The organism is Nocardioides sp. GXQ0305 (assembly GCF_050880345.1).
Lineage (GTDB): Bacteria > Actinomycetota > Actinomycetes > Propionibacteriales > Nocardioidaceae > Nocardioides.
This window is the reverse complement of record NZ_JBNYXG010000002.1, coordinates 454,683-473,982: the sequence shown is the minus strand read 5'-3', so window position 1 is coordinate 473,982 and position 19,300 is coordinate 454,683. Positions and strand designations below refer to the sequence as shown.

Genomic DNA, 19,300 nt, shown 5'->3' with positions numbered 1-19,300 from the left:
GAGTCGATGCCCTCTCCCGCACTCTCCGTCCTCGACCTCGTCCCCGTCCGCAGCGACCAGACCTCCGCCGACGCCCTGGCGGCGACGCTGAGCCTGGCCCGGGTCGCCGACGACCTCGGACTGCGCCGCTACTGGCTGGCCGAGCACCACAACATGCCGGCGGTCGCCGCGACCAACCCGCCCGTGCTCATCGCGACGGTGGCGGGTGCGACCGAACGGATCCGGGTCGGATCCGGCGGGGTGATGCTGCCGAACCACGCACCGCTGGTGGTGGCGGAGCAGTTCGCGCTGCTCGAGGCCGCCCACCCCGGCCGGATCGACCTAGGGATCGGCCGGGCCCCGGGCACCGACCCGGTCACCGGCTGGGCGTTGCGCCACGGCGCGGGCGGGGTGAGCGGCGACGCCGTCGACCGGTTCCCGACGTACGTCGACGACGTGCTGGCGATGATGGACGTCGGGGGAGCGGCGGTCTCGGTCGCCGGGCGGACCCATCCGCTCCGGGCGACCCCTCACGCCACGGGGGTCGCGGACGTCTGGCTGCTCGGGTCCTCGGACTTCTCGGCGAGGCTGGCCGCCGAGAAGGGACTGCCCTACGTCTTCGCGCACCACTTCTCCGGCTCCGGGACCGCCGAGGCGCTCGAGCTCTACCGCTCGCAGTTCCGGCCCTCCGACGTGCTCGCCGAGCCGCGCACCTTCCTCACCCTCAACGTGGTGGCGGCCGAGACCCGTGCGCTGGCAGAGCGGCTGGCGCTGCCCCAGCTGCTGTCGATGCTCGCGCTGCGGACCGGCCAGCCCCTGCACCCCCAGCAGCTGGTCGAGGAGGCCGAGACCGTCGAGCTGGCGGAACCGCACCGTGACCTGGTCGAGGCGATGCGGTCGCGGTGGGTGATCGGGGACGGCGCGAGCGCCCACGAGCAGGTCGTCGCCCTGGCCGAGACCTACGGCGTGGACGAGGTGATGGTCCACCCGGTCGCCGGAGCCCTCGCCGGCACCGACCCACGACGGTCCCCGGCCCGGGAGGAGACCCTGCGGCTGCTCTCCGAGCCCGGGGCGCCCGAGCGCAGCGAGGAGCGCGTCCCCAGACCGGGGTGAGCGGCCGCGAGTTGGGATTCGCCCCGGTTGCGCCCTACACTGGCGTGTCGGCCCAACGTGGGTCGCGTCTCGTGGTGCCTCGCGGCTGCCCGGACCGCTCGCCGATCACCTTGACCAGGGGATCCTCGCTGCGCCCGGGAATGAGGACCCGGGACCGGCTGCACGAGGTCCACCGCCTGCGGGCGGAGGTTCGCGGGTCGACGGTGGACAGACGACACCCAACGGATTGTGGAGGACATGCCGAAGAAGGAAGGCGTCATCGAGATCGAGGGCACCGTCGTGGAGGCCCTCCCCAACGCCATGTTCCGCGTCGAGCTGAGCAACGGGCACAAGGTGCTCGCCCACATCAGCGGCAAGATGCGCCAGCACTACATCCGGATCCTCCCCGAGGACCGCGTGGTGGTGGAGCTCTCGCCGTACGACCTCACCCGGGGTCGCATCGTCTACCGCTACAAGTAAGCCGGCCGCTCCGACCAGAAAGGGACGGACTGATGAAGGTCGCCCCCAGCGTCAAGAAGATCTGTGACAAGTGCCAGGTGATCCGTCGCCACGGCCGCGTCATGGTGATCTGCGACAACCCGCGCCACAAGCAGCGCCAGGGCTGATCGCCGACACCCACAACTGAACAACCATCTGACGTGACCGCTTAGGTCGGGCCCGCCCGACTGAACCACCTCCGGAACGGATGGCCGGAGCCCCGGGAGACCAGGGGACGCGGCACGACCACACCACCGTGAACCGAAAGGCCATCACATGGCACGCCTCCAGGGAGTCGACCTTCCGCGCGACAAGCGCATCGAGGTCGCCCTCACCTACATCTACGGCATCGGCCGTACCCGCGCCCAGCAGCTGCTCGAGGTCACCGGGGTCAGCCCCGACCTCCGGGTCCACCAGCTGGGCGACGAAGAGCTGGTCAAGCTCCGTGACGCCATCGACAACGCCGACCTCAAGATCGAGGGTGACCTGCGCCGCGAGGTGCAGGCCGACATCCGTCGCAAGATCGAGATCGGCAGCTACCAGGGTCGCCGTCACCGTCAGGGCCTCCCGGTCCGCGGTCAGCGCACCAAGACCAACGCGCGCACCCGCAAGGGCCCCAAGCGCACCGTCGCCGGCAAGAAGAAGGCCAAGTGACGCAGCGCTGAGCGCCGTCACCGGACTTCCCCCGCACGCTTACCCAGCTACTTCCAGGAGATAACGAATGCCTCCCAAGAGCCGCACGTCGAAGGTGCGTCGCAAGGAGAAGAAGAACGTCGCCCAGGGCGAGGCCCACATCAAGAGCACGTTCAACAACACCATCGTCACGATCACCGACCCCACCGGTGCGGTGATCTCGTGGGCCTCGGCCGGCACGGTCGGCTTCAAGGGCTCGCGCAAGTCCACCCCGTTCGCCGCGCAGATGGCCGCCGAGGCCGCTGGTCGCCGGGCGATGGAGCACGGGATGAAGAAGATCGACGTCTTCGTGAAGGGCCCGGGCTCGGGCCGCGAGACCGCGATCCGTTCCCTGGGTGCGATCGGCCTCGAGGTCGGCACCATCCAGGACGTCACCCCGACGCCCCACAACGGATGCCGCCCGCCCAAGCGCCGGCGCGTCTGACCCCGACACCGATCAGCTAAGGAGCAACTGAACCATGGCCCGCTACACCGGCCCCATGACCAAGAAGTCGCGCCGCCTCGGTGTCGACCTCGTCGGCGGCGACGCCGCGTTCGAGAAGCGTCCCTACGCCCCCGGCCAGCACGGCCGCGGCCGCATCAAGGAGAGCGAGTACCTCCTCCAGCTGCGGGAGAAGCAGAAGGCCCGCTACACCTACGGCGTGCTCGAGAAGCAGTTCCTGCGCTACTACAAGGAGGCCAGCCGTCGCTCGGGCAAGACCGGTGACAACCTGCTGCAGCTCCTCGAGTGCCGCCTCGACAACGTCGTCTACCGCGCCGGCTTCGCGCGCACCCGCCGCCACGCCCGGCAGCTGGTCGTGCACGGCCACTTCACGGTCAACGGCCACAAGGTCGACATCCCGTCCTACCAGGTGACCACCCACGACATCATCGACGTGCGCGAGAAGTCGCTGGAGATGACCCCGTTCATCGTGGCTCGCGAGACCCACGGCGAGCGCGTCGTCCCCGCGTGGCTCGAGGCGATCCCGTCGCGGATGCGGATCCTGGTCCACCAGCTCCCCGTCCGGGCGCAGATCGACATCCCGGTCCAGGAGCAGCTCATCGTCGAGTACTACTCCAAGAAGTAACACTCTCGGGTTCCAGAGGAGGTTGCGCCACCACCGCCTCGAAGGGTCCGTCACACCTCGCAGATCTGGTCGCTTCAAATAGCGGTCGCGGCCGGAAAGGAAAGAACCAGTGCTCATCGCACAGCGCCCCACCCTGTCGGAAGAGTCCGTCGACGAGTTCCGCTCGCGGTTCGTCATCGAGCCGCTGGAGCCCGGCTTCGGCTACACGCTCGGGAACTCGCTCCGGCGTACCCTGCTGTCCTCCATCCCCGGTGCCTCCGTCACCAGCATCAAGGTCGACGGGGTCCTCCACGAGTTCTCGACCATCGAGGGCGTGAAGGAGGACGTCACCGAGGTGATCCTCAACCTCAAGGGCCTCGTCGTCTCCTCCGAGCACGACGAGCCGGTCACCATGTACCTCCGCAAGTCGGGCGCCGGCGACGTCACCGCCGCCGACATCAACCCGCCTGCGGGCGTCGAGGTCCACAACCCCGACCTCAAGATCGCCACCCTGTCCGACAAGGGCAAGCTGGAGATGGAGCTGGTCGTCGAGCGTGGCCGCGGCTACGTGTCCTCGGTCCAGAACAAGGGTGCCGACAACGAGATCGGCCGGATGCCGGTCGACTCGATCTACAGCCCCGTGCTGAAGGTGACCTACAAGGTCGAGGCCACCCGCGTCGAGCAGCGCACCGACTTCGACAAGCTGGTCATCGACGTCGAGACCAAGCCCTCGATCCGTCCGCGCGACGCCATCGCGTCGGCCGGCAAGACCCTCGTGGAGCTGTTCGGGCTCGCCCGTGAGCTCAACGTCGAGGCCGAGGGCATCGACATCGGCCCGTCGCCGGTCGACGAGCAGCTCGCCGCCGACCTGGCGCTGCCGGTCGAGGACCTCAACCTCACGGTGCGGTCCTACAACTGCCTCAAGCGGGAGGGCATCCACACCGTGGGTGAGCTGATCTCGCGCTCGGAGCAGGACCTGCTCGACATCCGCAACTTCGGTGCCAAGTCCATCGACGAGGTCAAGGCCAAGCTCCACGAGATGGGCCTCTCCCTCAAGGACAGCGCGCCCGGCTTCGACCCGCACGCCGCCCTCGCCGCGTTCAGCGCCGAGGACGACGACGATGCCTTCGTCGAGGACGAGCAGTACTGAGCGAAGATCTGGCACGCACCTCGCGGCGTTGTCGTCGGTCGACGGCCCCAAGCTCGATGTCATGGGCGGGCCGCCTTCCCTCCGCAGCTCAAGCGATGCACGCACCAGCTCCACGCTCAGCGACACAGTGAACTGAGAAGACCGTCTACTCCGGTACCTGACACGGCCGGGGAGAATCGAGAGAACAGATGCCCACCCCGAAGAAGGGCCCCCGCCTCGGCGGCAGCCCGTCCCACCAGCGCCTGATCCTGTCGAACCTGGCGACCCAGCTGTTCGAGCACGGCCGGATCACGACGACCGAGTCGCGGGCGCGCACGCTGCGGCCGCTGGCGGAGAAGCTGATCACCAAGGCCAAGAAGGGCGACCTGCACAACCGTCGTGAGGTGCTCAAGACCGTCCGCGACAAGGCGGTCGTGCACACCCTCTTCACCGAGATCGCCCCGACGTTCGCCGAGCGCCCGGGCGGCTACACCCGGATCACCAAGATCGGGCCCCGCAAGGGCGACAACGCGCCGATGGCCGTGATCGAGCTGGTGACCGAGGAGTACTCGCCGAAGCCGTCGAGCTCGAAGAAGAAGTCTGCGCCCGCTGCAGCGCCGGTCGCCGACGAGGTCGACGACGACGACGTGTCCAGCGACGACTCGTCCGACAGCTCGAGCGACTCCGGGGACTCCGTGGACTCCGCGGACGCCCCGGCCGAGGAGCAGGTCGAGGAGGCGCCGGCCGAGGAGGGCGCCGCCGACGAGGCTCCCACCGAGGACGCCTCCGACGAGGACGCCGAGGAGTCCAAGGACGCCTGAGGCACCACGCACCGCACGACGGCCCGTCACCCGCGAGGGTGGCGGGCCGTCGTCGTCCGGGCCCTCAGCCCTGCCAGGCCTGCTCGACCAGGCGGACCGCCTCGGCCCGTCCGAGTCCGAGCCGACGGACCGCGCCGACGTACGCCGCGGCTGCGGAGGTGGCATCGACCGACGAGGCGGCCGCGGTGGTCGCCACGAAGGTCCCACGCCGGCCCTCCGTGACCACGACGCCGTCGGCCTCGAGCTCCCGGTAGGCGCGCGCCACGGTGTTGGCCGCGAGCCCGAGCTCGGCCGCCAGGGCCCGGACCGTGGGGAGCCGGGTACCGGCCGGCAGCTGGCCCGAGGCCGCCTTGCGGGCGACCTGCGAGCGGAGCTGCTCGAACGGCGGCTCGGCCGCGCCCGGGTCGGGGCGTTCCAGCACGGCCGTCAGGCCGGCGCCTGGAGGGCCTTGGGGCTCGGTCCGTACTGGTTGTCGGGGTGGCTGTCCTGCACGTAGAAGATGAGCAGGACGATCCACCCGATCACCGGGACGAGACCGATGAGGACCCACCACCCGGTGCGCGAGGTGTCGTGCAGGCGGCGGATCGCGACGGCCAGGCTGGGCAGGAACAGGGCGAGCGACACGAGGGTGCCGATCAGCCCGGATCCCCAGTCGTAGTCGGTGCCGAGGATCACGTCGACGATGCCGGCGGCGATGCTGACCAGGATGTTGAAGAGCACGAACCACCAGTACTCCGACCGGCGGGCCCGTCCCGAGAAGACGACGTACTTGGCGAGACAGGTGCGTACTGCATCGGCAAAGCTCATCAGGGAACTCCCGTGACGGGGCACGCCAGGTCGCGTGCCACTCCTCCGGGAGGCTAGCCCACCCGGGGTGTCCGACGGGAGTGCGCCACGGGGTGGCGCCGGTGGTCAGGCCCTCGCGCAGGTCTTCCCGATGCGGTAGGCATTGCCCATGCCTGAGTCGGCCCTGGTCGTGGGGGAGTCCCTCATCGACATCGTGCGGGGTGGCGACGGCAGCACCACCGAGTTCCCGGGGGGCAGCGCCGCCAACGTCGCCGTCGCGATGGCGCGGCTCGACCGGTCGGTGCGGTTCGCGACCAGCTGGGGGGACGACGAGCGGGGCCGGGTCCTCGCCGACTGGCTCGCGCGCGACCGGGTGGAGCTCGCGACCGACCCGTTCGCCGTGGGCCACACCTCGACGGCGGTCGCCACGATCGGCGCCGACGGCCACGCGACCTACGACTTCGACCTCTCCTGGCGGTTGAACCCGCTGGGCGAGGGCCCGCCCCCCGTGGTGGTCCACACCTGCTCGCTCGGCGCGGTGCTCCAGCCGGGGGCCGACGACGTCCTGGCGATGCTGCAGGGGCTGCGCGAGGTCGCGACCATCAGCTACGACGTCAACGCCCGCCCGGCGATCACCGGCACCGGCCCGGAGCTGGTCGACCAGGTGGAGGCGGTGGCGGCGTTGAGCGACCTGGTGAAGGCGTCCGACGAGGACCTCGCCGTGCTGTACGGCGGCGACGACCCGGTGGTCGGGGCCAAGCGGCTGCTCGCACTCGGCCCCGCGGCCGTGGTGGTCACCCGGGGCCCGGAGGGCGCGACGTGGGTGACCAACACGCTGGAGGTCGACGTGGCCGCCGTACCCGTGGTCGTCGCCGACACCATCGCGGCCGGTGACACCTTCTGCGCGGGGCTGATCGACGCCCTCTGGAAGCGCGGTCTGCTCGGCGCCGACCGACGCGACCGGCTGCGCGACGCTCCGCGCGACCTGGCGGTCGACGTCACCGCGCAGGCGGCCCGCGCGGCGGCGGTGACGGTGGGCCGGCCGGGGGCGGACCCGCCGTACCGCAGCGAGCTGCTCTGACCTCGACCTAGTCCGGAGCGGTCCAGGCGGGGTCGCGGCCGATGAAGCCGGCCAGCCGGTCCACGGCCGGCGCGTCCGCGGGCACCCTCACCCGCGGTCCGTACTGGCCCGAGGAGCGGAGCAGGTCGTCCATCGGTTCCATCCCGGCGAGCAGCGCGGCGCACTCCGCGTCGTCGAGGGGGACCGGCTGGCCGCCGGCGCGCGCGAGGTCCCAGGTGTGCATGAACACGTCGGTCGTGTAGAACTGGTCGATCACCGTGGCGAGCGGGAGCTCGCCCACGTGCCGTTCGGAGAAGGTCCGGCCCGCGGTCGCGGGGTCGTCGAGGAGCGCCTGGACCGCCTCCACCTGGTGCCGCCACGCTGCTGCCGGGCCGTCGGCGGTGGCCGGACCGGGTGGCAGCTCGACGCCGTCGGCGGCCAGGAAGCCTGGGAACCAGGTGACCAGGTGGTCGACGACGTCGCGGGCCCGCCACTCCGGAACGGGGCTGGGACCGTCCCAGTCGCGGACCGCCCGGACACAGTCGGTGAACATGCCCGCGACGCGGCGGTGCCGCGCCGCGGGCGACTCCCCGGAGGACATCGCTCAGACCGCGTCGGCGGCCAGCAGCCGGTCGAGCTTGGCGTAGCCGTCGTGGACGCCGACCTCCATTCCGCTTGCCAGCATGGCGTCGCGGCCCTCGATCGAGTCGCACAGCGACTGGGCGTGGAGCCGGGTGCGGCCGTCGCCGAGGTCCTCGAACCACATGGTCTCGAGCGCGATCGCCTCGGGCATGCCGTCGAAGGAGAACGTCTGCACGATCTTGTCGTCGGTGATCGCGGGGAAGGTGCCCCGGAAGCCGTACTCCTCCTCGCCACGGACGGCGACGTAGCGGTAGGACCCGAGGCTGCGGAAGTCCCAGTGGTCGATGCGGGCCTGGGTCGAGTCGGGTCCGATCCACTTCACGAACAGCTCGGGGTCGGCGTGGGCGCGCATCAGCTGCGCCGGCGTGGCCCGGAAGTCGCGGGTGATCGTGACGATGGGCAGGTCGGGGACCGCCTCGATGGCGGCCTCGTCGTAGCGCTGGTCGGTCTGGGTGCTCATGATGCGGTTCCCTCCTGGGCCTGCTGGTCGGTGTCGTGCTCGTCGTTCATCTGCGCCAGGACCTCGTCCAGGCGCTGGAAGCGCTCCTCGGCCTGTCGCCGGTAGCGCTCGATCCACTTCGTCATCAGGTCGAACACCTCCGCCTCGAGGTGGACCGGTCGACGCTGGGCCTCCCGGCTCCGGGTCACCAGGCCGGCGTCCTCGAGCACCTTCAGGTGCTTGGAGACCGCCTGGAGGCTCACGTCGTACGGCGCGGCGAGGTCGCCCACGGTGGCGTCCCCGTCGGTGAGCCGGGCGACGATGTCGCGTCGGGTCGGGTCGCTGAGTGCTGCGAAGACCCGGGAGAGCTGGTCGGCCATGTCGTTCCTCAACTATTTGGTTGAGCAAGACCGTAAGGGGTCTCCACGGCTTTGTCAACCGATCAGTTGAATTGAGGTGAGCGCGAGTCAGCCGGACAGGAACGTGTGCACCAGCGGCACCACGCTCGCGCCCTCACCGCTGGCAGCGGCGACCCGCTTCATCGAGCCGGCCCGGACGTCGCCCACGGCGAACACGCCGGGAACGGTGGTGGCGAGGTTGGCCGGCGGCAGCCCGTCGGCCCACTCGTCGGTCGGCACGTCGCGACCGGTGAGCACGAAGCCGCGCTCGTCGCGGGCCACGTCGGGGGGCAGCCACTCGCAGTGGGGCTCGGCGCCGAGCAGCAGGAACAACCCGCCGACCTCGACCCGTTCGACCCGGTCGGTCGCCCGCTCCCGGATGTCCAGCCAGCCGAGGCGACCGTCGCCCCCGCCGTCGCAGATCTCGCTGCCGGCCCGCACCGAGACCCGCGGGTTCCAGTCGATCTCCTTGACGAGGTAGCGCGACATCGTCTCCTCGATCCCGTCGCGACGGACCAGGATCGTGACCGCGCGGGCGAACCGGGCGAGGTGGATCGCGGCCTGCCCGGCGGAGTTGCCGCCACCGACGACCACGACGTGCTGCCCCTCGAGCTCGCGGGCGGCGCTCATCGCGCTGCCGTAGAAGACACCCTGCCCGACCATCCGCTCCAGGGGCTCGATGCCCAGCTTGCGGTAGCTGACGCCGGTCGCGACCACGACCGAGCGGGCGTGGATCTCGCCGCCCTCGGTGCGGACCACGTGGTGGTCGCCGTGCTCGCACGGCCCGAACGAGGTCACCTCCCAGCCGGTGAAGAACCGGGTCCCGAACCGGATCGCCTGGTTGCGGGCGCGCTGCGCGAGCCGCATCCCGGAGATCCCGCGGGGGAAGCCGAGGTAGTTGCGGATCATCGAGCTGGTGCCCGCCTGGCCTCCGATCGCCTCGACCTCGACCACCACCGTGTCCAGACCCTCCGAGGAGCCGTAGACGGCGGCTGCGAGGCCGGCCGGGCCCGCGCCCACGATGCAGAGGTCGACCACGGTGTCGACGTCGATGTCCTCCGGGCGCCCGTAGATCGCGGCGGCCACCTCGCGGACGGTGGTCGGCGCGTGGAGGTCGCGGTACGGCGAGTCGACCAGCGGGTACGCCGGCTCGCCGTCGTACCGCTCCACGATCTCGCGGCCGACCTCGGTCGCCGGGTCGTAGGTGCGGTTCGGCATGCCCATCCGGTCGAGGAACTCACGGATCGCGAGGGTGAGGGAGACGCCCGGCGGCGAGACCAGCCGTACCGTCTCGACCTCGGGCTCGGCCACCGTCGACCCCCAGTCGGAGAGCAGCTCGGTGATCGCGGTGTGGAACTCCTCGTCCCGCACCCCGCGCGGCATCAGCAGGTAGGCGTCGTACTTCCCGGTGGCGAGGCCGGCCCGCAGGGTCGGGGCGTCGGCCAGGAACCGGTCCCAGTGGGCGACGACCACGCGCTTGGCCGTCGGCATCAGCTGACGCCACTTCCCGAACGTCTGGATCGGGGTCGTCTCGCGCAGCCCCGAGTCGACGACCATGAGCGCGACCGGGTCGCCGTCGGCCTGCATCTGCTTCACCAGGCGGCAGCCGGACTCGAACGTCGTGGCGGCGTGGAGGTCGTAGTCACGGGTGTAACGGCCGAACTCGTCGACCAGGAACTCGGTGTGGTCGGGCGAGACCAGCACGATGGCGGGATTGGTCACGACCACCAGCATGACGCGCTCCACCTAGGATGAGCCACCGTGCGGCTCCGGATCGACCTGTCCTACGACGGGAGCGGGTTCCACGGCTGGGCAGCCCAGCCGGGGCTGCGGACCGTGCAGGGCACCCTCGAGGCGGCGCTGGCCACGGTGCTCCGGCTGCCTGACGTGCCGGTGACCTGCGCCGGACGCACCGACGCCGGGGTCCACGCTCGCGGTCAGGTGGTCCACATCGACGTCCCGGACGAGGGGTACGACGCGCGGCTCGAGCGGCGGCTCAACAAGGTCCTTCCCGACGACGTCCGGGTACGGGGAGCGGACGTCGCCCCCACGGGGTTCGACGCGCGCTTCTCGGCGGTGTGGCGCCGCTACGCCTACCGGGTGGCCGACCGGCCCGACCTCGTCGACCCGCTCGTCCGCGGTCACGTGCTGGCGTGGCCGCGCCCGGTCGACGTCGACGCGATGGCGCGCGCGTCGGTCCCGCTGCTCGGACTCCGGGACTTCGCGGCGTTCTGCAAGCGCCGCGACGGCGCGACCACGATCCGCACCCTGCTGGACCTCTCGTGGTCCCGGGACGCCCACGGGCTGGCGGTCGCAGACGTGCGCGCGGACGCGTTCTGCCACCACATGGTGCGCTCGCTGGTCGGGTGCCTGCTGGCGGTGGGGGACGGCCGGCGGCCCGTCGCCTGGCCGGCGGACGTGCTGGCCGCGGGGGCGCGCGACCCGGCGGTCCCGGTCGTCCCGGCACGCGGGCTCACCCTGGAGGAGGTCGGCTACCCGGCTCCCGAGGAGCTGTCGGCGCAGGCCGACCGGTCGCGGGCCCGGCGGGAGGCGACGGCATGACCGGCGACCACTACTTCTCGGCCGACCCGGCGGCGCCGTTCTCGCGGGAGATGTTCACCTGCGAGGCGTGGGGGCACGAGCTGACCCTCACCAGCGGCGCCGGCGTCTTCAGCAAGGGGCATCTCGACCATGCCACCGCGGTCCTCTTCCGCGAGACCGAGCCGCCCGCCCAGGGGCAGGTCCTCGACCTCGGGTGCGGGTACGGCGTGATCGGGCTCGCCGTCGCCCGCGCCGTACCGCTGGCGACGGTCACCGCCGTCGACGTCAACGAGCGGGCGCTGCTCCTCGCGAACGAGAACGCCCGGGCCCTCGACCTCGACGGGAGGTTCATCGCCTGCCGTCCCGACCAGGTGCCGGCGGACTTCACCTTCGACGAGATCTGGTCGAACCCGCCGATCCGGATCGGCAAGCCCGCGCTCCACGAGCTGCTGCTGGCCTGGCTGCCGCGCCTGCGCCCGGGCGGTCGCGCCGTCATGGTCGTCGGCAAGAACCTGGGCGCCGACTCCCTGCAACGCTGGCTGACCGGGCAGGGGTGGCCGACGGTGCGGCTCGCCAGCGCGAAGGGGTTCCGGGTCCTGGAGGTGCGTCGGGCGTCGGCCTAGGCGCAGCAGCCGTCGCCTGCCGTGGGCTCGCAGGCCATCACGTCGGCGTCGGCCAGGACGGTGTAGACCTCCCACTGCTCGCCGTGGGGCGTGCCCTCCACCCAGAACTTGTCCTGCTTCGCGTAGCAGCAGGTGGTGTCCCGCTCGTCGAACGACGCGAGCCCGGCGGCCGTGAGCCGGCGCTGCTCGGAGTCGACGGCGTCGGTGTCGGGGACCTCGACGCCCAGGTGGTTGAGCGAGCCGCCGTGGCCGGGGTTCTCGATCAGGACCAGCTTGAGCGGTGGCTCGGCGACCGCGAAGTTGGCGTAGCCCGGGCGGGTCTTCGCGGGCTCGGTGCCGAAGAGCGCCGAGTAGAAGGCGATCGAGGTGTCCAGGTCGTCGACGTTGAGCGCCAGCTGGATGCGGGACATGGGTCCTCCTGACATGGATGGGTGTCGATGTCTGCACCTTGCCCCCAGGCATCGATGTCTGTCAATATCGACACATGTCGAAGTCCCTTGCCTCGGCCCCGCTCGACGCCGTCGCCTGCTGCTCGCCGCTCACGGCCGAGCCGCTCGGGGCAGCGGAGGCGGCCGGCGTCGTCCCGATGCTGAAGGCGCTGGCCGACCCGGTGCGGCTGCGGCTGCTGTCGCTGGTCGCCTCCCACGAGGGTGGCGAGGCGTGTGTGTGCAACCTGCTGGACGCCTTCGACCTGTCCCAGCCGACGATCAGCCACCACCTCAAGGTGCTGCACTCCGCCGGCCTCCTGGAGCGCGAGAAGCGCGGCGTGTGGGTCTACTACAAGGTCGCGGCCCCCGTGCTGGGTGACCTCGGCGCGCTGATCGCCAGCGCCGGCCGGTGACCGCCCTCGTCCGCCGCGCCGCGGCCGAGGGGATCGGGACGGCGTTCCTCGTGGCGGCCGTCGTGGGCTCCGGGATCATGGCCAGCCGGCTCTCGCCCGGCGACGTGGGGCTGCAGCTGCTCCAGAACAGCATCGCGACGGGTGCCGTGCTGGTGGCGCTGATCCTGGCGCTGCGGCCGGTGTCGGCGGCGTTCAACCCGGTCGTCACCCTGGTGGAGTGGGCGCTGCGCGCGCTGCCGGGACGGGACGCCGCCGTGCTCGTCGCCGTGCAGGTGGTGGGCGGTTGCGTCGGTGCTGTCGTGGCCAACCTCATGTTCGACCTCCCGGCCGTCTCGGTCGCGGCGACCGCGCGCACCGGGTCAGGGACGTGGCTGGCCGAGGTCGTGGCGACCCTCGGGCTGGTGCTGGTCGTCTTCGGCAGCCTGCGCTCGAGCCGGCCCGAGACGGTGGCCTTCGCGGTCGGCGGCTACATCGCGGCGGCGTACTGGTTCACGAGCTCGACCAGCTTCGCCAACCCCGCCGTCACCGTGGCGCGGACCCTGTCCGACACCTTCGCCGGGATCGCCCCCGCGTCGGTCCCGATGTTCCTGCTCGCCCAGCTGGTCGGCGGAGCCCTCGCGCTCGGCCTGGTCAGGCTGCTCCTTCCCACGCCCACCGAGGTGATCGCATGAGCCCCAGCGTCCTGTTCGTCTGCGTCCACAACGCCGGCCGTTCCCAGATGGCTGCCGGGTGGCTCCAGCACCTGGCCGGCGACCGGGTCGACGTCCTCTCGGCGGGGTCGGAGCCGGCGGGCTCGGTCAACCCGGTCGCCGTCGAGGCGATGGCGGAGGTCGGCATCGACATCACCGGGAGGCAGCCGCGCCTGCTCGACCCCGACGACGTCCGGGCCTCCGACGTCGTGGTGACCATGGGCTGCGGCGACGCCTGCCCGTTCTTCCCCGGGACCCGCTACGAGGACTGGGAGCTCGACGACCCTGCCGGGCTCGACCTCGCGGCGGTGCGGCCGATCCGCGACGAGATCCGCGCGCGGGTCGAGACCCTCGTGGCCGACCTGCTCGGCTGACCGACGCTCGCAACAGAACGCGCGCCGCTAGCGTCTGTGGGGCATGGAGCTGGTGGTGGAGCCGGTACCGGTCGCCGAGCGAGGAGCACGCGTGGTCGACTTCGACGAGTGGGTCGCCGCGCGCGGTGACGCGCTCTACCGGCTGGCGTACGTGCTCACCGGCAACCGCGCGGACGCCGAGGACGCCGTGCAGGACGCACTGGCGCGCGCCCTACCCCGCTGGTCGCGGATCTCGGAGGCCGAGGACCCCGACGCCTACGTGCGCCGGATGGTGGTCAACGCCCACACGTCGTGGTGGCGCCGGTTCCGCCGAAGCGAGTCCCCGGTGGCCGAGGTGCGGCCCGACGCGGCCGACGACCCCGACGTCGAGGAGCACGACCGGGTGTGGCGGGCCTGCCTCGCCCTGCCGCCGGACCAGCGCGTCGCCGTCGTGCTGCGCTACTACGAGCAGCTGGACTACGACGAGATCGCCGACCTGACCGGCGTGCGGGAGGGCACCGTCCGGTCCCGGGTCTCCCGGGGCCTGGCCGGCCTGAGGGCGGAGCTGGAGGGCGACCATGGATGAGCTGGAGACGCGGCTCTCCGACGGCCTGGCCGGCACCGCCGAGCGGGCGCCGGCTCCGGCCGACCTGGCCGCCGGTGCCCGTGACCGGCTCCGCCTGCGCCGGCGTACGACGGCAGCGGTCGTGGCGGCGGCGGTGGCCGTGGTCGCGGTGCCGGTGGGCGTGGCCCTCGTGGTGCCGGGGGACGACGGGCCGGCCGGCGACGACGAGCCCACGACCGGCGGCGTCCCGACCGACTGGCGGACCGAGACCTGGCGCGACCTGTCGCTCGACGTGCCGTCGGACTGGGGCTGGGGCGGCGGCTCCGACTGGTGCACGAGCGGACGCGAGGTCGAGGACACCGACCCCCAGGTCAGCCGGCCGGGCGGCGTGATCCCCGCGATCGCGTGCTCGCCCTCCTACGGCTACGGGGCCCACTTCCTGGAGCCCAGCGGCGGCGAGCTGCCGCCGGGCACCGAGGGCGTGGTGCAGCAGTACCGGGGCGGGCGCTACCCCGACGGGGCGTGGATCGGCTACGCCAGCACCGGCCAGGCCGCGGTGTGGGTGGTCGCCGACGACCGGACCACCGCGCGGCTGGTGCTCGACTCGACCGAGCCGGTCGGCGAGGTGGACGCCAACGGCTGCGCGACCCGCGTCGAGATGACCGCCCCGTCCACGAGCGCCCGGGTCTCGGTATGCCGGTACGACGACGACGGGTGGCTCGAGCAGAGCGAGCTGCTCTCCGAGAGCGAGAGCGGCCGGGCGGTCGCGGCGGTCGCCGCTGCACCGCAGTCGGGAACGGCTGCCCGCCACTGCACCTGGGAGCAGGCGTTCGAGAAGCCGGCGATCATCCTGCGCTCGGCTGGCTTCGAGGCGACCGTGCTGCTCGAGGGCTGTGGGGTGGTCGACCCGGCAGGCGGGGTGGTACCCCGGCGGCTCACGCCCGACGTCCTCTACTGGGCTCTCTCACCGGGGTGGAGCGGAGCGGTCTCGGGCGACGTGCCCGTCCCCCAGGAGCTCCGTGGCCAGTGACATGCTGGCGCCATGAACACCCCACGAAATCGCGAACTTCCCCCGCTTCGCTCCTCCAGCCCACGATTCCGCGGGGACCCCGCATGAGCTACGAGGCGGCGGAGACCAGGTACGACGGGTTCCACGACGAGGCGGGCAGAGGAATGCGCTACCGCTTCACCGGTCAGAGCGGGCTGCGGCTGCCGGTGCTGTCCCTCGGCCTGTGGCAGAACTTCGGCGACGACCGCCCCGAGGAGACCCAGCGGGCGATCCTGCGACGGGCCTTCGATCGGGGCGTCACGCACTTCGACCTGGCCAACAACTACGGCCCTCCCTACGGCCGCGCCGAGGAGAACTACGGCCGCTACCTCGCCGACGACTTTCGGCCCTACCGGGACGAGCTGGTGATCTCGACCAAGGCCGGCTACGACATGTGGCCCGGCCCCTACGGCCAGGGCGGCGGGTCCCGGAAGTACGTCCTCGCCAGCCTCGACCAGTCGCTGGCCCGGATGGGGCTGGACTACGTGGACATCTTCTACAGCCACCGGTTCGACCCCGACACCCCCGTCGAGGAGACGATGATGGCGCTCGACGCCGCGGTCCGTTCGGGCCGCGCGCTCTACGTCGGGATCAGCTCCTACTCCGCCGAGAAGACCCGTGAGGCGGCGTCGATCGCGCGCGACCTGGGGACGCCGCTGCTGATCCACCAGCCGTCGTACTCCATGCTCAACCGGTGGATCGAGGGCCCGCACGGTGAGCAGAGCCTCCTCAACGAGCTGGAGCAGCAGGGCATGGGCTGCATCGTGTTCACGGCGCTGGCGCAGGGCCTGCTGACCGACCGCTACCTCGACGGCGTGCCCGACGACTCCCGCGCGGCTCGCGACGGCTCGACGCTGACCGGCCTCGACGACCACGTGCTCGACCGGGTCCGCGGGCTCAACGGCATCGCCGAGAAGCGGGGCCAGAAGCTCGCCCAGCTCGCGCTGCAGTGGGCGGTCCGCGACCCCCGTGTCACCAGCGCGGTCATCGGCGCCTCGAGCGTCGAGCAGCTCGACACCAACCTCGACGCCCTCGACGGCCCGCCGCTCACGGACGAGGAGCTCGCCGAGATCGACGGCTACGCCGTGGAGTCGGGCATCAACCTCTGGTCGGAGTCGTCGGAGGGGTGAGCGGCCGTCTGCTGGAGTCGATGCGTGAGGCCGACCGCGTCGACGTGCTGGCGCTCAACGACCGGTTCCAGCACCTCACCGCACCGCTGGACCTCGACGGGCTGCTGCGTCTCGAGGCCGCCGGGACGGTGGAGGTGATCCGCGCCGCTGGCGGGTTCGCCGGCTTCGTGGTCACCCTGCCGGACGACGCCGCCCACGACTCCGCCAACCTCGCGTGGTTCCGGGAGCGCTTCGAGGGCTTCGTCTACCTCGACCGGATCATCGTCCACGAGGACTTCCACCGGCAGGGGCTGGCCCGCCGGACCTACGACGAGGTCGAGGAGCGCACCGCACGGCGGACCCCGCTGCTGACCCTCGAGGTCAACACCGACCCGCCCAACGAGCCGTCGTTGGCGTTCCACGCCGCCCGGGGCTTCGAACAGGTCGGCGAGCGGCTGATCGAGGACCACACGGTGGCGATGATGGTCAAGCGGCTGCGCTGACGGTCGAGGCCCAGGAACGCTCACCGGGTGTCGACACGCTTCGTCGCGGCTTCGTCCCCTCAGCCGCGGTCGCTGCTCAACCACCATCGATCGCATCCGCTGCCGCGGCCGCGATCAACCCAACGGGTCGAGCATCCCGTGGTCGCCGACGGTCGCCGCGAGCCGGCCCAGCTGGTGACCACCGTCGCCCAGCAGGTGGTCCAGGGCAGTGAGCTGGGCGACCAGGCTGCCGACGGCGTACTCGGCGGTCATCGCGATGCCTCCGTGCAGCTGGATCGCCTCCTGGCCGACGTGGCGTGAACCGCGGCTGACCTGGAGCGCGCAGCGTGAGGCGGCGTCCGCCAACGCGTCGGCGTCGCCCGTGGCCACCACCATCGTCGCCCAGTCGACGACGCTCTGGGTGAGCTCGAGCGTGACGTACATGTCGGCGGCCCGGAACGTGAGGTCCTGGAAGGTGTTCAGGGTGACGCCGAACTGCCGGCGGCTCCCCAGGTAGTCGGTCGTCGCGCGCAGCGCGCTCCGCATCGCGCCGAGCGCCTGGTTGCCGGCCATCACCCGCGCCAGGTCGGCCACCGTCGCGATGCTCGCGGTGAGGTCGCGACCGGGCTCGCCCAGCGGGGCGGCCGGAGCGGCGTCGAGGTCGACCCGGGCGGCCCGGCTGCCGTCGTACGCCGGGTAGCCGGTCACCGAGGCGTCCCCGGGGTCGACGAGGAACAGGCCGGTGCCGCCGTCGGGAAGCGCGGCGCTCACGACCAGCACGTCGGCCTGGGCGCCGTGGGGCACCGGCTCCTTGGTGCCCGTGAGCGTCCAGGTGCCGCCGTCGCGGGTCGCAGTCACCGCGCGGGCCCGCGCCGCCCAGCGCGTGTCCGGCTCGGCGTGCGCGAACGCAGGGAGGGCCTCGCCACCGGCCAGCGGCTGCACGACGTGCGCCCGCTGCTCGGCGGTGCCGCACGCCGCGACCAGGCCGCCGGCCAGCACCACGGCGGTGAGGTACGGCTCCGGGGCGGCCACCGCCCCGAGCTCCTGGCACACGATGCCGATCTCGACGGGACCGGCACCGACCCCGCCGTCGTCCTCGGCGAAGGGCAGGCCGAGCAGCCCCATCTCGGCCATCCGCGACCACAGATTCTCGTCGAAGCCCGGGTCGGCCGCGGTCACCTCGCGCCGGTGCTCGTGGTCGGCGTACGTCTTGCCGGCCAGGCCGCGGACCGCGTCACGCAGGGCGCGCTGCTCGTCGTCGTAGGAGAAGTCCATGCCGCTCAGAGCCCCAGGATCCGGGACGCGATGATCTGCCGCTGGATCTCGTTGGAGCCGCCGTAGATCGAGGCCTTGCGGAGGTTGAGGTAGCGCGGCGTCGTGCGCCGCCGCCACTGCTCGACCGAGGACTCCTCGCCCGCCCCGCTGGCCAGCGAGCCCGGGCCGGCCAGGTCGACGGCCAGCTCGCTCACCGCCTGCTGCAGCTCCGAGCCCCGGAGCTTCAGCACGGACGACGCGGGGTGGGGCTCGCCGTCGGCGGAGTGGGCGGCCACCCGGATCGCCGTCAGCTCGAGCGCCAGCAGCTCGTTCTCGAGCTCGGCGACCCGCGCCCGGGCCAGCGGGTCGTCGTCGAGCGCGTCGGCCGCGACGTCCTTGAGCCGGGCCAGGGCCCGCTTGGTGGCGGTGACCGGCGCGACGCCGACCCGCTCGTTGCCGAGCAGGAACTTGGCGATCGACCAGCCGCCGTTCTCCTCGCCGACCAGCAGGTCGCCGGGGACGCGGACGTCGTCGAACCACACCTCGTTGACCTCGTGGCCGCCGTCGATCAGCTCGATCGGCCGCACCTCCACGCCCTCGAGGCTCATGTCGATCAGCAGCAGCGAGATGCCCCGTTGCTTCTTGGCCTCGGGGTCGGTGCGCACGAGCGTGAAGATCCAGTCGGCGTGCTGGCCGAGCGTGGTCCAGGTCTTCTGGCCGTTGACGACCCAGTCGTCACCGTCGCGGACCGCGGTGGTCCGCAGCGACGCGAGGTCCGAGCCGGCGTCGGGCTCGGAGAACCCCTGCGCCCACCAGATGTCGAGGTTCGCCGTCTTCGGGAGGAAGCGCTGCTTCTGCTCCTCGGTGCCGAAGTGCGCCAGCACCGGACCGATCATCGAGGCGTTGAAGGCCAGCGGCGGCGGGACGCCGGCGCGCTGCATCTCGTCGTACCAGATGTGGCGCCGTAGGTCGCTCCAGCCGCGACCGCCCCACTCCTCGGGCCAGTGGGGCACCGCCAGTCCCGCGGCGTTGAGCGTGCGCATGGTCTCGACGTACTGGTCCTTGGTGGGCTCGCCACCCTCGGTCACCGTGCGTCGGATCTCCTCCGCCACCTCGGTGGTGAAGAAGGTCCGCATCTCCTCGCGGAACGCGCGGTCGTCGTCCGACAGCTCCAGCCTCATCCGCTCGCCTCCTCGGGCTCGTCCCCTGCAT

General features: G+C 72.0%; 27 protein-coding genes. 18 read left to right on the top strand and 9 right to left on the bottom strand.

The features are described 5' to 3' along the window. Positions 1-6 precede the first annotated feature (6 nt). The 8 genes from ACQ1X7_RS07135 to rplQ all read left to right on the top strand — a co-directional run bounded on the left by ACQ1X7_RS07135 (position 7) and on the right by rplQ (position 5,258). Positions 7-1,092, top strand: coding sequence for an LLM class flavin-dependent oxidoreductase (locus ACQ1X7_RS07135; protein WP_432477474.1), 1,086 nt, complete (start codon positions 7-9; stop codon positions 1,090-1,092). Positions 1,093-1,329: 237 nt separating this feature from the next. Beyond that, the gene (infA, locus tag ACQ1X7_RS07130; protein ID WP_011757309.1) at positions 1,330-1,551 is read left to right on the top strand and encodes a translation initiation factor IF-1; all 222 of its coding nucleotides are present in this window, start codon (positions 1,330-1,332) and stop codon (positions 1,549-1,551) included. Positions 1,552-1,583: 32 nt separating this feature from the next. After that, positions 1,584-1,697, top strand: coding sequence for a 50S ribosomal protein L36 (gene rpmJ / locus ACQ1X7_RS07125; protein WP_343916186.1), 114 nt, complete (start codon positions 1,584-1,586; stop codon positions 1,695-1,697). Between the two features lie 148 nt (positions 1,698-1,845). Next, positions 1,846-2,223, top strand: coding sequence for a 30S ribosomal protein S13 (gene rpsM, locus ACQ1X7_RS07120; RefSeq protein ID WP_432477473.1), 378 nt, complete (start codon positions 1,846-1,848; stop codon positions 2,221-2,223). Between the two features lie 67 nt (positions 2,224-2,290). Further along, positions 2,291-2,686 (top strand): 30S ribosomal protein S11, encoded by a 396-nt coding sequence (gene rpsK, locus ACQ1X7_RS07115; RefSeq protein WP_432477472.1) that lies wholly within the window; start codon positions 2,291-2,293, stop codon positions 2,684-2,686. Positions 2,687-2,720: 34 nt separating this feature from the next. Continuing rightward, a complete protein-coding gene (gene rpsD / locus ACQ1X7_RS07110; RefSeq protein ID WP_432477471.1) occupies positions 2,721-3,329 on the top strand; it encodes a 30S ribosomal protein S4 in 609 nt (202 codons plus the stop codon). 109 nt (positions 3,330-3,438) lie between these two features. Then, a complete protein-coding gene (locus ACQ1X7_RS07105; protein WP_432477470.1) occupies positions 3,439-4,458 on the top strand; it encodes a DNA-directed RNA polymerase subunit alpha in 1,020 nt (339 codons plus the stop codon). 188 nt (positions 4,459-4,646) lie between these two features. Next, positions 4,647-5,258 (top strand): 50S ribosomal protein L17, encoded by a 612-nt coding sequence (rplQ, locus tag ACQ1X7_RS07100; protein ID WP_432477469.1) that lies wholly within the window; start codon positions 4,647-4,649, stop codon positions 5,256-5,258. Positions 5,259-5,322: 64 nt separating this feature from the next. Here rplQ and ACQ1X7_RS07095 read toward each other — a convergent pair whose 3' ends face one another. Together ACQ1X7_RS07095 and ACQ1X7_RS07090 are read right to left on the bottom strand one after the other, a co-directional pair. After that, complete coding sequence (locus tag ACQ1X7_RS07095) at positions 5,323-5,679, bottom strand: GntR family transcriptional regulator (RefSeq protein WP_432477468.1); 357 nt, start codon at positions 5,677-5,679, stop codon at positions 5,323-5,325. A gap of 5 nt (positions 5,680-5,684) precedes the next feature. Further along, positions 5,685-6,065 (bottom strand): DUF805 domain-containing protein, encoded by a 381-nt coding sequence (locus tag ACQ1X7_RS07090; protein ID WP_432477467.1) that lies wholly within the window; start codon positions 6,063-6,065, stop codon positions 5,685-5,687. A 148-nt stretch (positions 6,066-6,213) separates the two neighbouring features. Here ACQ1X7_RS07090 and ACQ1X7_RS07085 point away from each other — a divergent pair, with 148 nt between their 5' ends. Beyond that, complete coding sequence (locus ACQ1X7_RS07085; RefSeq protein ID WP_432477466.1) at positions 6,214-7,125, top strand: PfkB family carbohydrate kinase; 912 nt, start codon at positions 6,214-6,216, stop codon at positions 7,123-7,125. 7 nt (positions 7,126-7,132) lie between these two features. Here the strand turns inward: ACQ1X7_RS07085 and ACQ1X7_RS07080 are convergent, their stop codons facing one another. From ACQ1X7_RS07080 to ACQ1X7_RS07065, 4 genes are all read right to left on the bottom strand, one after another. After that, complete coding sequence (locus tag ACQ1X7_RS07080) at positions 7,133-7,705, bottom strand: TIGR03086 family metal-binding protein (RefSeq protein WP_432477465.1); 573 nt, start codon at positions 7,703-7,705, stop codon at positions 7,133-7,135. 3 nt (positions 7,706-7,708) lie between these two features. Then, positions 7,709-8,206 carry an SRPBCC domain-containing protein gene (locus ACQ1X7_RS07075; RefSeq protein ID WP_432477464.1) on the bottom strand — a complete coding sequence of 166 codons (498 nt, stop codon included), beginning with the start codon at positions 8,204-8,206 and terminating at the stop codon, positions 7,709-7,711. After that, complete coding sequence (locus tag ACQ1X7_RS07070) at positions 8,203-8,565, bottom strand: ArsR/SmtB family transcription factor (protein WP_432477463.1); 363 nt, start codon at positions 8,563-8,565, stop codon at positions 8,203-8,205. Before ACQ1X7_RS07070 ends, ACQ1X7_RS07075 begins: the two co-directional genes overlap by 4 nt. Before the next feature lie 87 nt (positions 8,566-8,652). After that, on the bottom strand, positions 8,653-10,305 hold the full coding sequence (locus tag ACQ1X7_RS07065) for an FAD-dependent oxidoreductase (protein WP_432477462.1): 1,653 nt from the start codon (positions 10,303-10,305) through the stop codon (positions 8,653-8,655). A gap of 39 nt (positions 10,306-10,344) precedes the next feature. Between ACQ1X7_RS07065 and truA the strand changes: the two genes are divergently transcribed. Then, positions 10,345-11,145 (top strand): tRNA pseudouridine(38-40) synthase TruA, encoded by an 801-nt coding sequence (gene truA / locus ACQ1X7_RS07060; RefSeq protein ID WP_432477461.1) that lies wholly within the window; start codon positions 10,345-10,347, stop codon positions 11,143-11,145. Beyond that, on the top strand, positions 11,142-11,747 hold the full coding sequence (locus tag ACQ1X7_RS07055) for a class I SAM-dependent methyltransferase (RefSeq protein WP_432477460.1): 606 nt from the start codon (positions 11,142-11,144) through the stop codon (positions 11,745-11,747). Before truA ends, ACQ1X7_RS07055 begins: the two co-directional genes overlap by 4 nt. Here ACQ1X7_RS07055 and ACQ1X7_RS07050 read toward each other — a convergent pair. Continuing rightward, the gene (locus ACQ1X7_RS07050) at positions 11,744-12,157 is read right to left on the bottom strand and encodes an ArsI/CadI family heavy metal resistance metalloenzyme (protein ID WP_432477459.1); all 414 of its coding nucleotides are present in this window, start codon (positions 12,155-12,157) and stop codon (positions 11,744-11,746) included. The two genes, ACQ1X7_RS07055 and ACQ1X7_RS07050, sit on opposite strands and share 4 nt — an antisense overlap. 74 nt (positions 12,158-12,231) lie before the next feature. On the opposite strand from ACQ1X7_RS07050, the gene ACQ1X7_RS07045 reads away from it, so the two are divergent. The 7 genes from ACQ1X7_RS07045 to ACQ1X7_RS07015 all read left to right on the top strand — a co-directional run bounded on the left by ACQ1X7_RS07045 (position 12,232) and on the right by ACQ1X7_RS07015 (position 16,855). After that, complete coding sequence (locus ACQ1X7_RS07045) at positions 12,232-12,588, top strand: ArsR/SmtB family transcription factor (protein ID WP_432477458.1); 357 nt, start codon at positions 12,232-12,234, stop codon at positions 12,586-12,588. Continuing rightward, positions 12,585-13,259: an aquaporin gene (locus tag ACQ1X7_RS07040; protein ID WP_432477457.1), complete on the top strand. Its 675-nt coding sequence runs from the start codon at positions 12,585-12,587 to the stop codon at positions 13,257-13,259. Before ACQ1X7_RS07045 ends, ACQ1X7_RS07040 begins: the two co-directional genes overlap by 4 nt. Beyond that, positions 13,256-13,651 carry an arsenate reductase ArsC gene (locus ACQ1X7_RS07035; RefSeq protein ID WP_432477456.1) on the top strand — a complete coding sequence of 132 codons (396 nt, stop codon included), beginning with the start codon at positions 13,256-13,258 and terminating at the stop codon, positions 13,649-13,651. Before ACQ1X7_RS07040 ends, ACQ1X7_RS07035 begins: the two co-directional genes overlap by 4 nt. 43 nt (positions 13,652-13,694) lie before the next feature. Further along, positions 13,695-14,216, top strand: a complete 522-nt coding sequence (locus ACQ1X7_RS07030; RefSeq protein ID WP_432477455.1) for a SigE family RNA polymerase sigma factor — start codon at positions 13,695-13,697, stop codon at positions 14,214-14,216. Further along, positions 14,209-15,225: a hypothetical protein gene (locus tag ACQ1X7_RS07025; protein ID WP_432477454.1), complete on the top strand. Its 1,017-nt coding sequence runs from the start codon at positions 14,209-14,211 to the stop codon at positions 15,223-15,225. Before ACQ1X7_RS07030 ends, ACQ1X7_RS07025 begins: the two co-directional genes overlap by 8 nt. Before the next feature lie 83 nt (positions 15,226-15,308). After that, positions 15,309-16,373 (top strand): L-glyceraldehyde 3-phosphate reductase, encoded by a 1,065-nt coding sequence (gene mgrA, locus ACQ1X7_RS07020; RefSeq protein ID WP_432477453.1) that lies wholly within the window; start codon positions 15,309-15,311, stop codon positions 16,371-16,373. Then, on the top strand, positions 16,370-16,855 hold the full coding sequence (locus ACQ1X7_RS07015; RefSeq protein WP_432477452.1) for a GNAT family N-acetyltransferase: 486 nt from the start codon (positions 16,370-16,372) through the stop codon (positions 16,853-16,855). The genes mgrA and ACQ1X7_RS07015 overlap by 4 nt, the downstream gene beginning before the upstream one ends. Before the next feature lie 114 nt (positions 16,856-16,969). Here the strand turns inward: ACQ1X7_RS07015 and ACQ1X7_RS07010 are convergent, their stop codons facing one another. Then, positions 16,970-18,109: an acyl-CoA dehydrogenase family protein gene (locus ACQ1X7_RS07010; RefSeq protein WP_432477451.1), complete on the bottom strand. Its 1,140-nt coding sequence runs from the start codon at positions 18,107-18,109 to the stop codon at positions 16,970-16,972. Between the two features lie 5 nt (positions 18,110-18,114). Next, positions 18,115-19,269, bottom strand: coding sequence for an acyl-CoA dehydrogenase family protein (locus ACQ1X7_RS07005; RefSeq protein ID WP_432477450.1), 1,155 nt, complete (start codon positions 19,267-19,269; stop codon positions 18,115-18,117). Between the last annotated feature and the right edge of the window lie 31 nt (positions 19,270-19,300).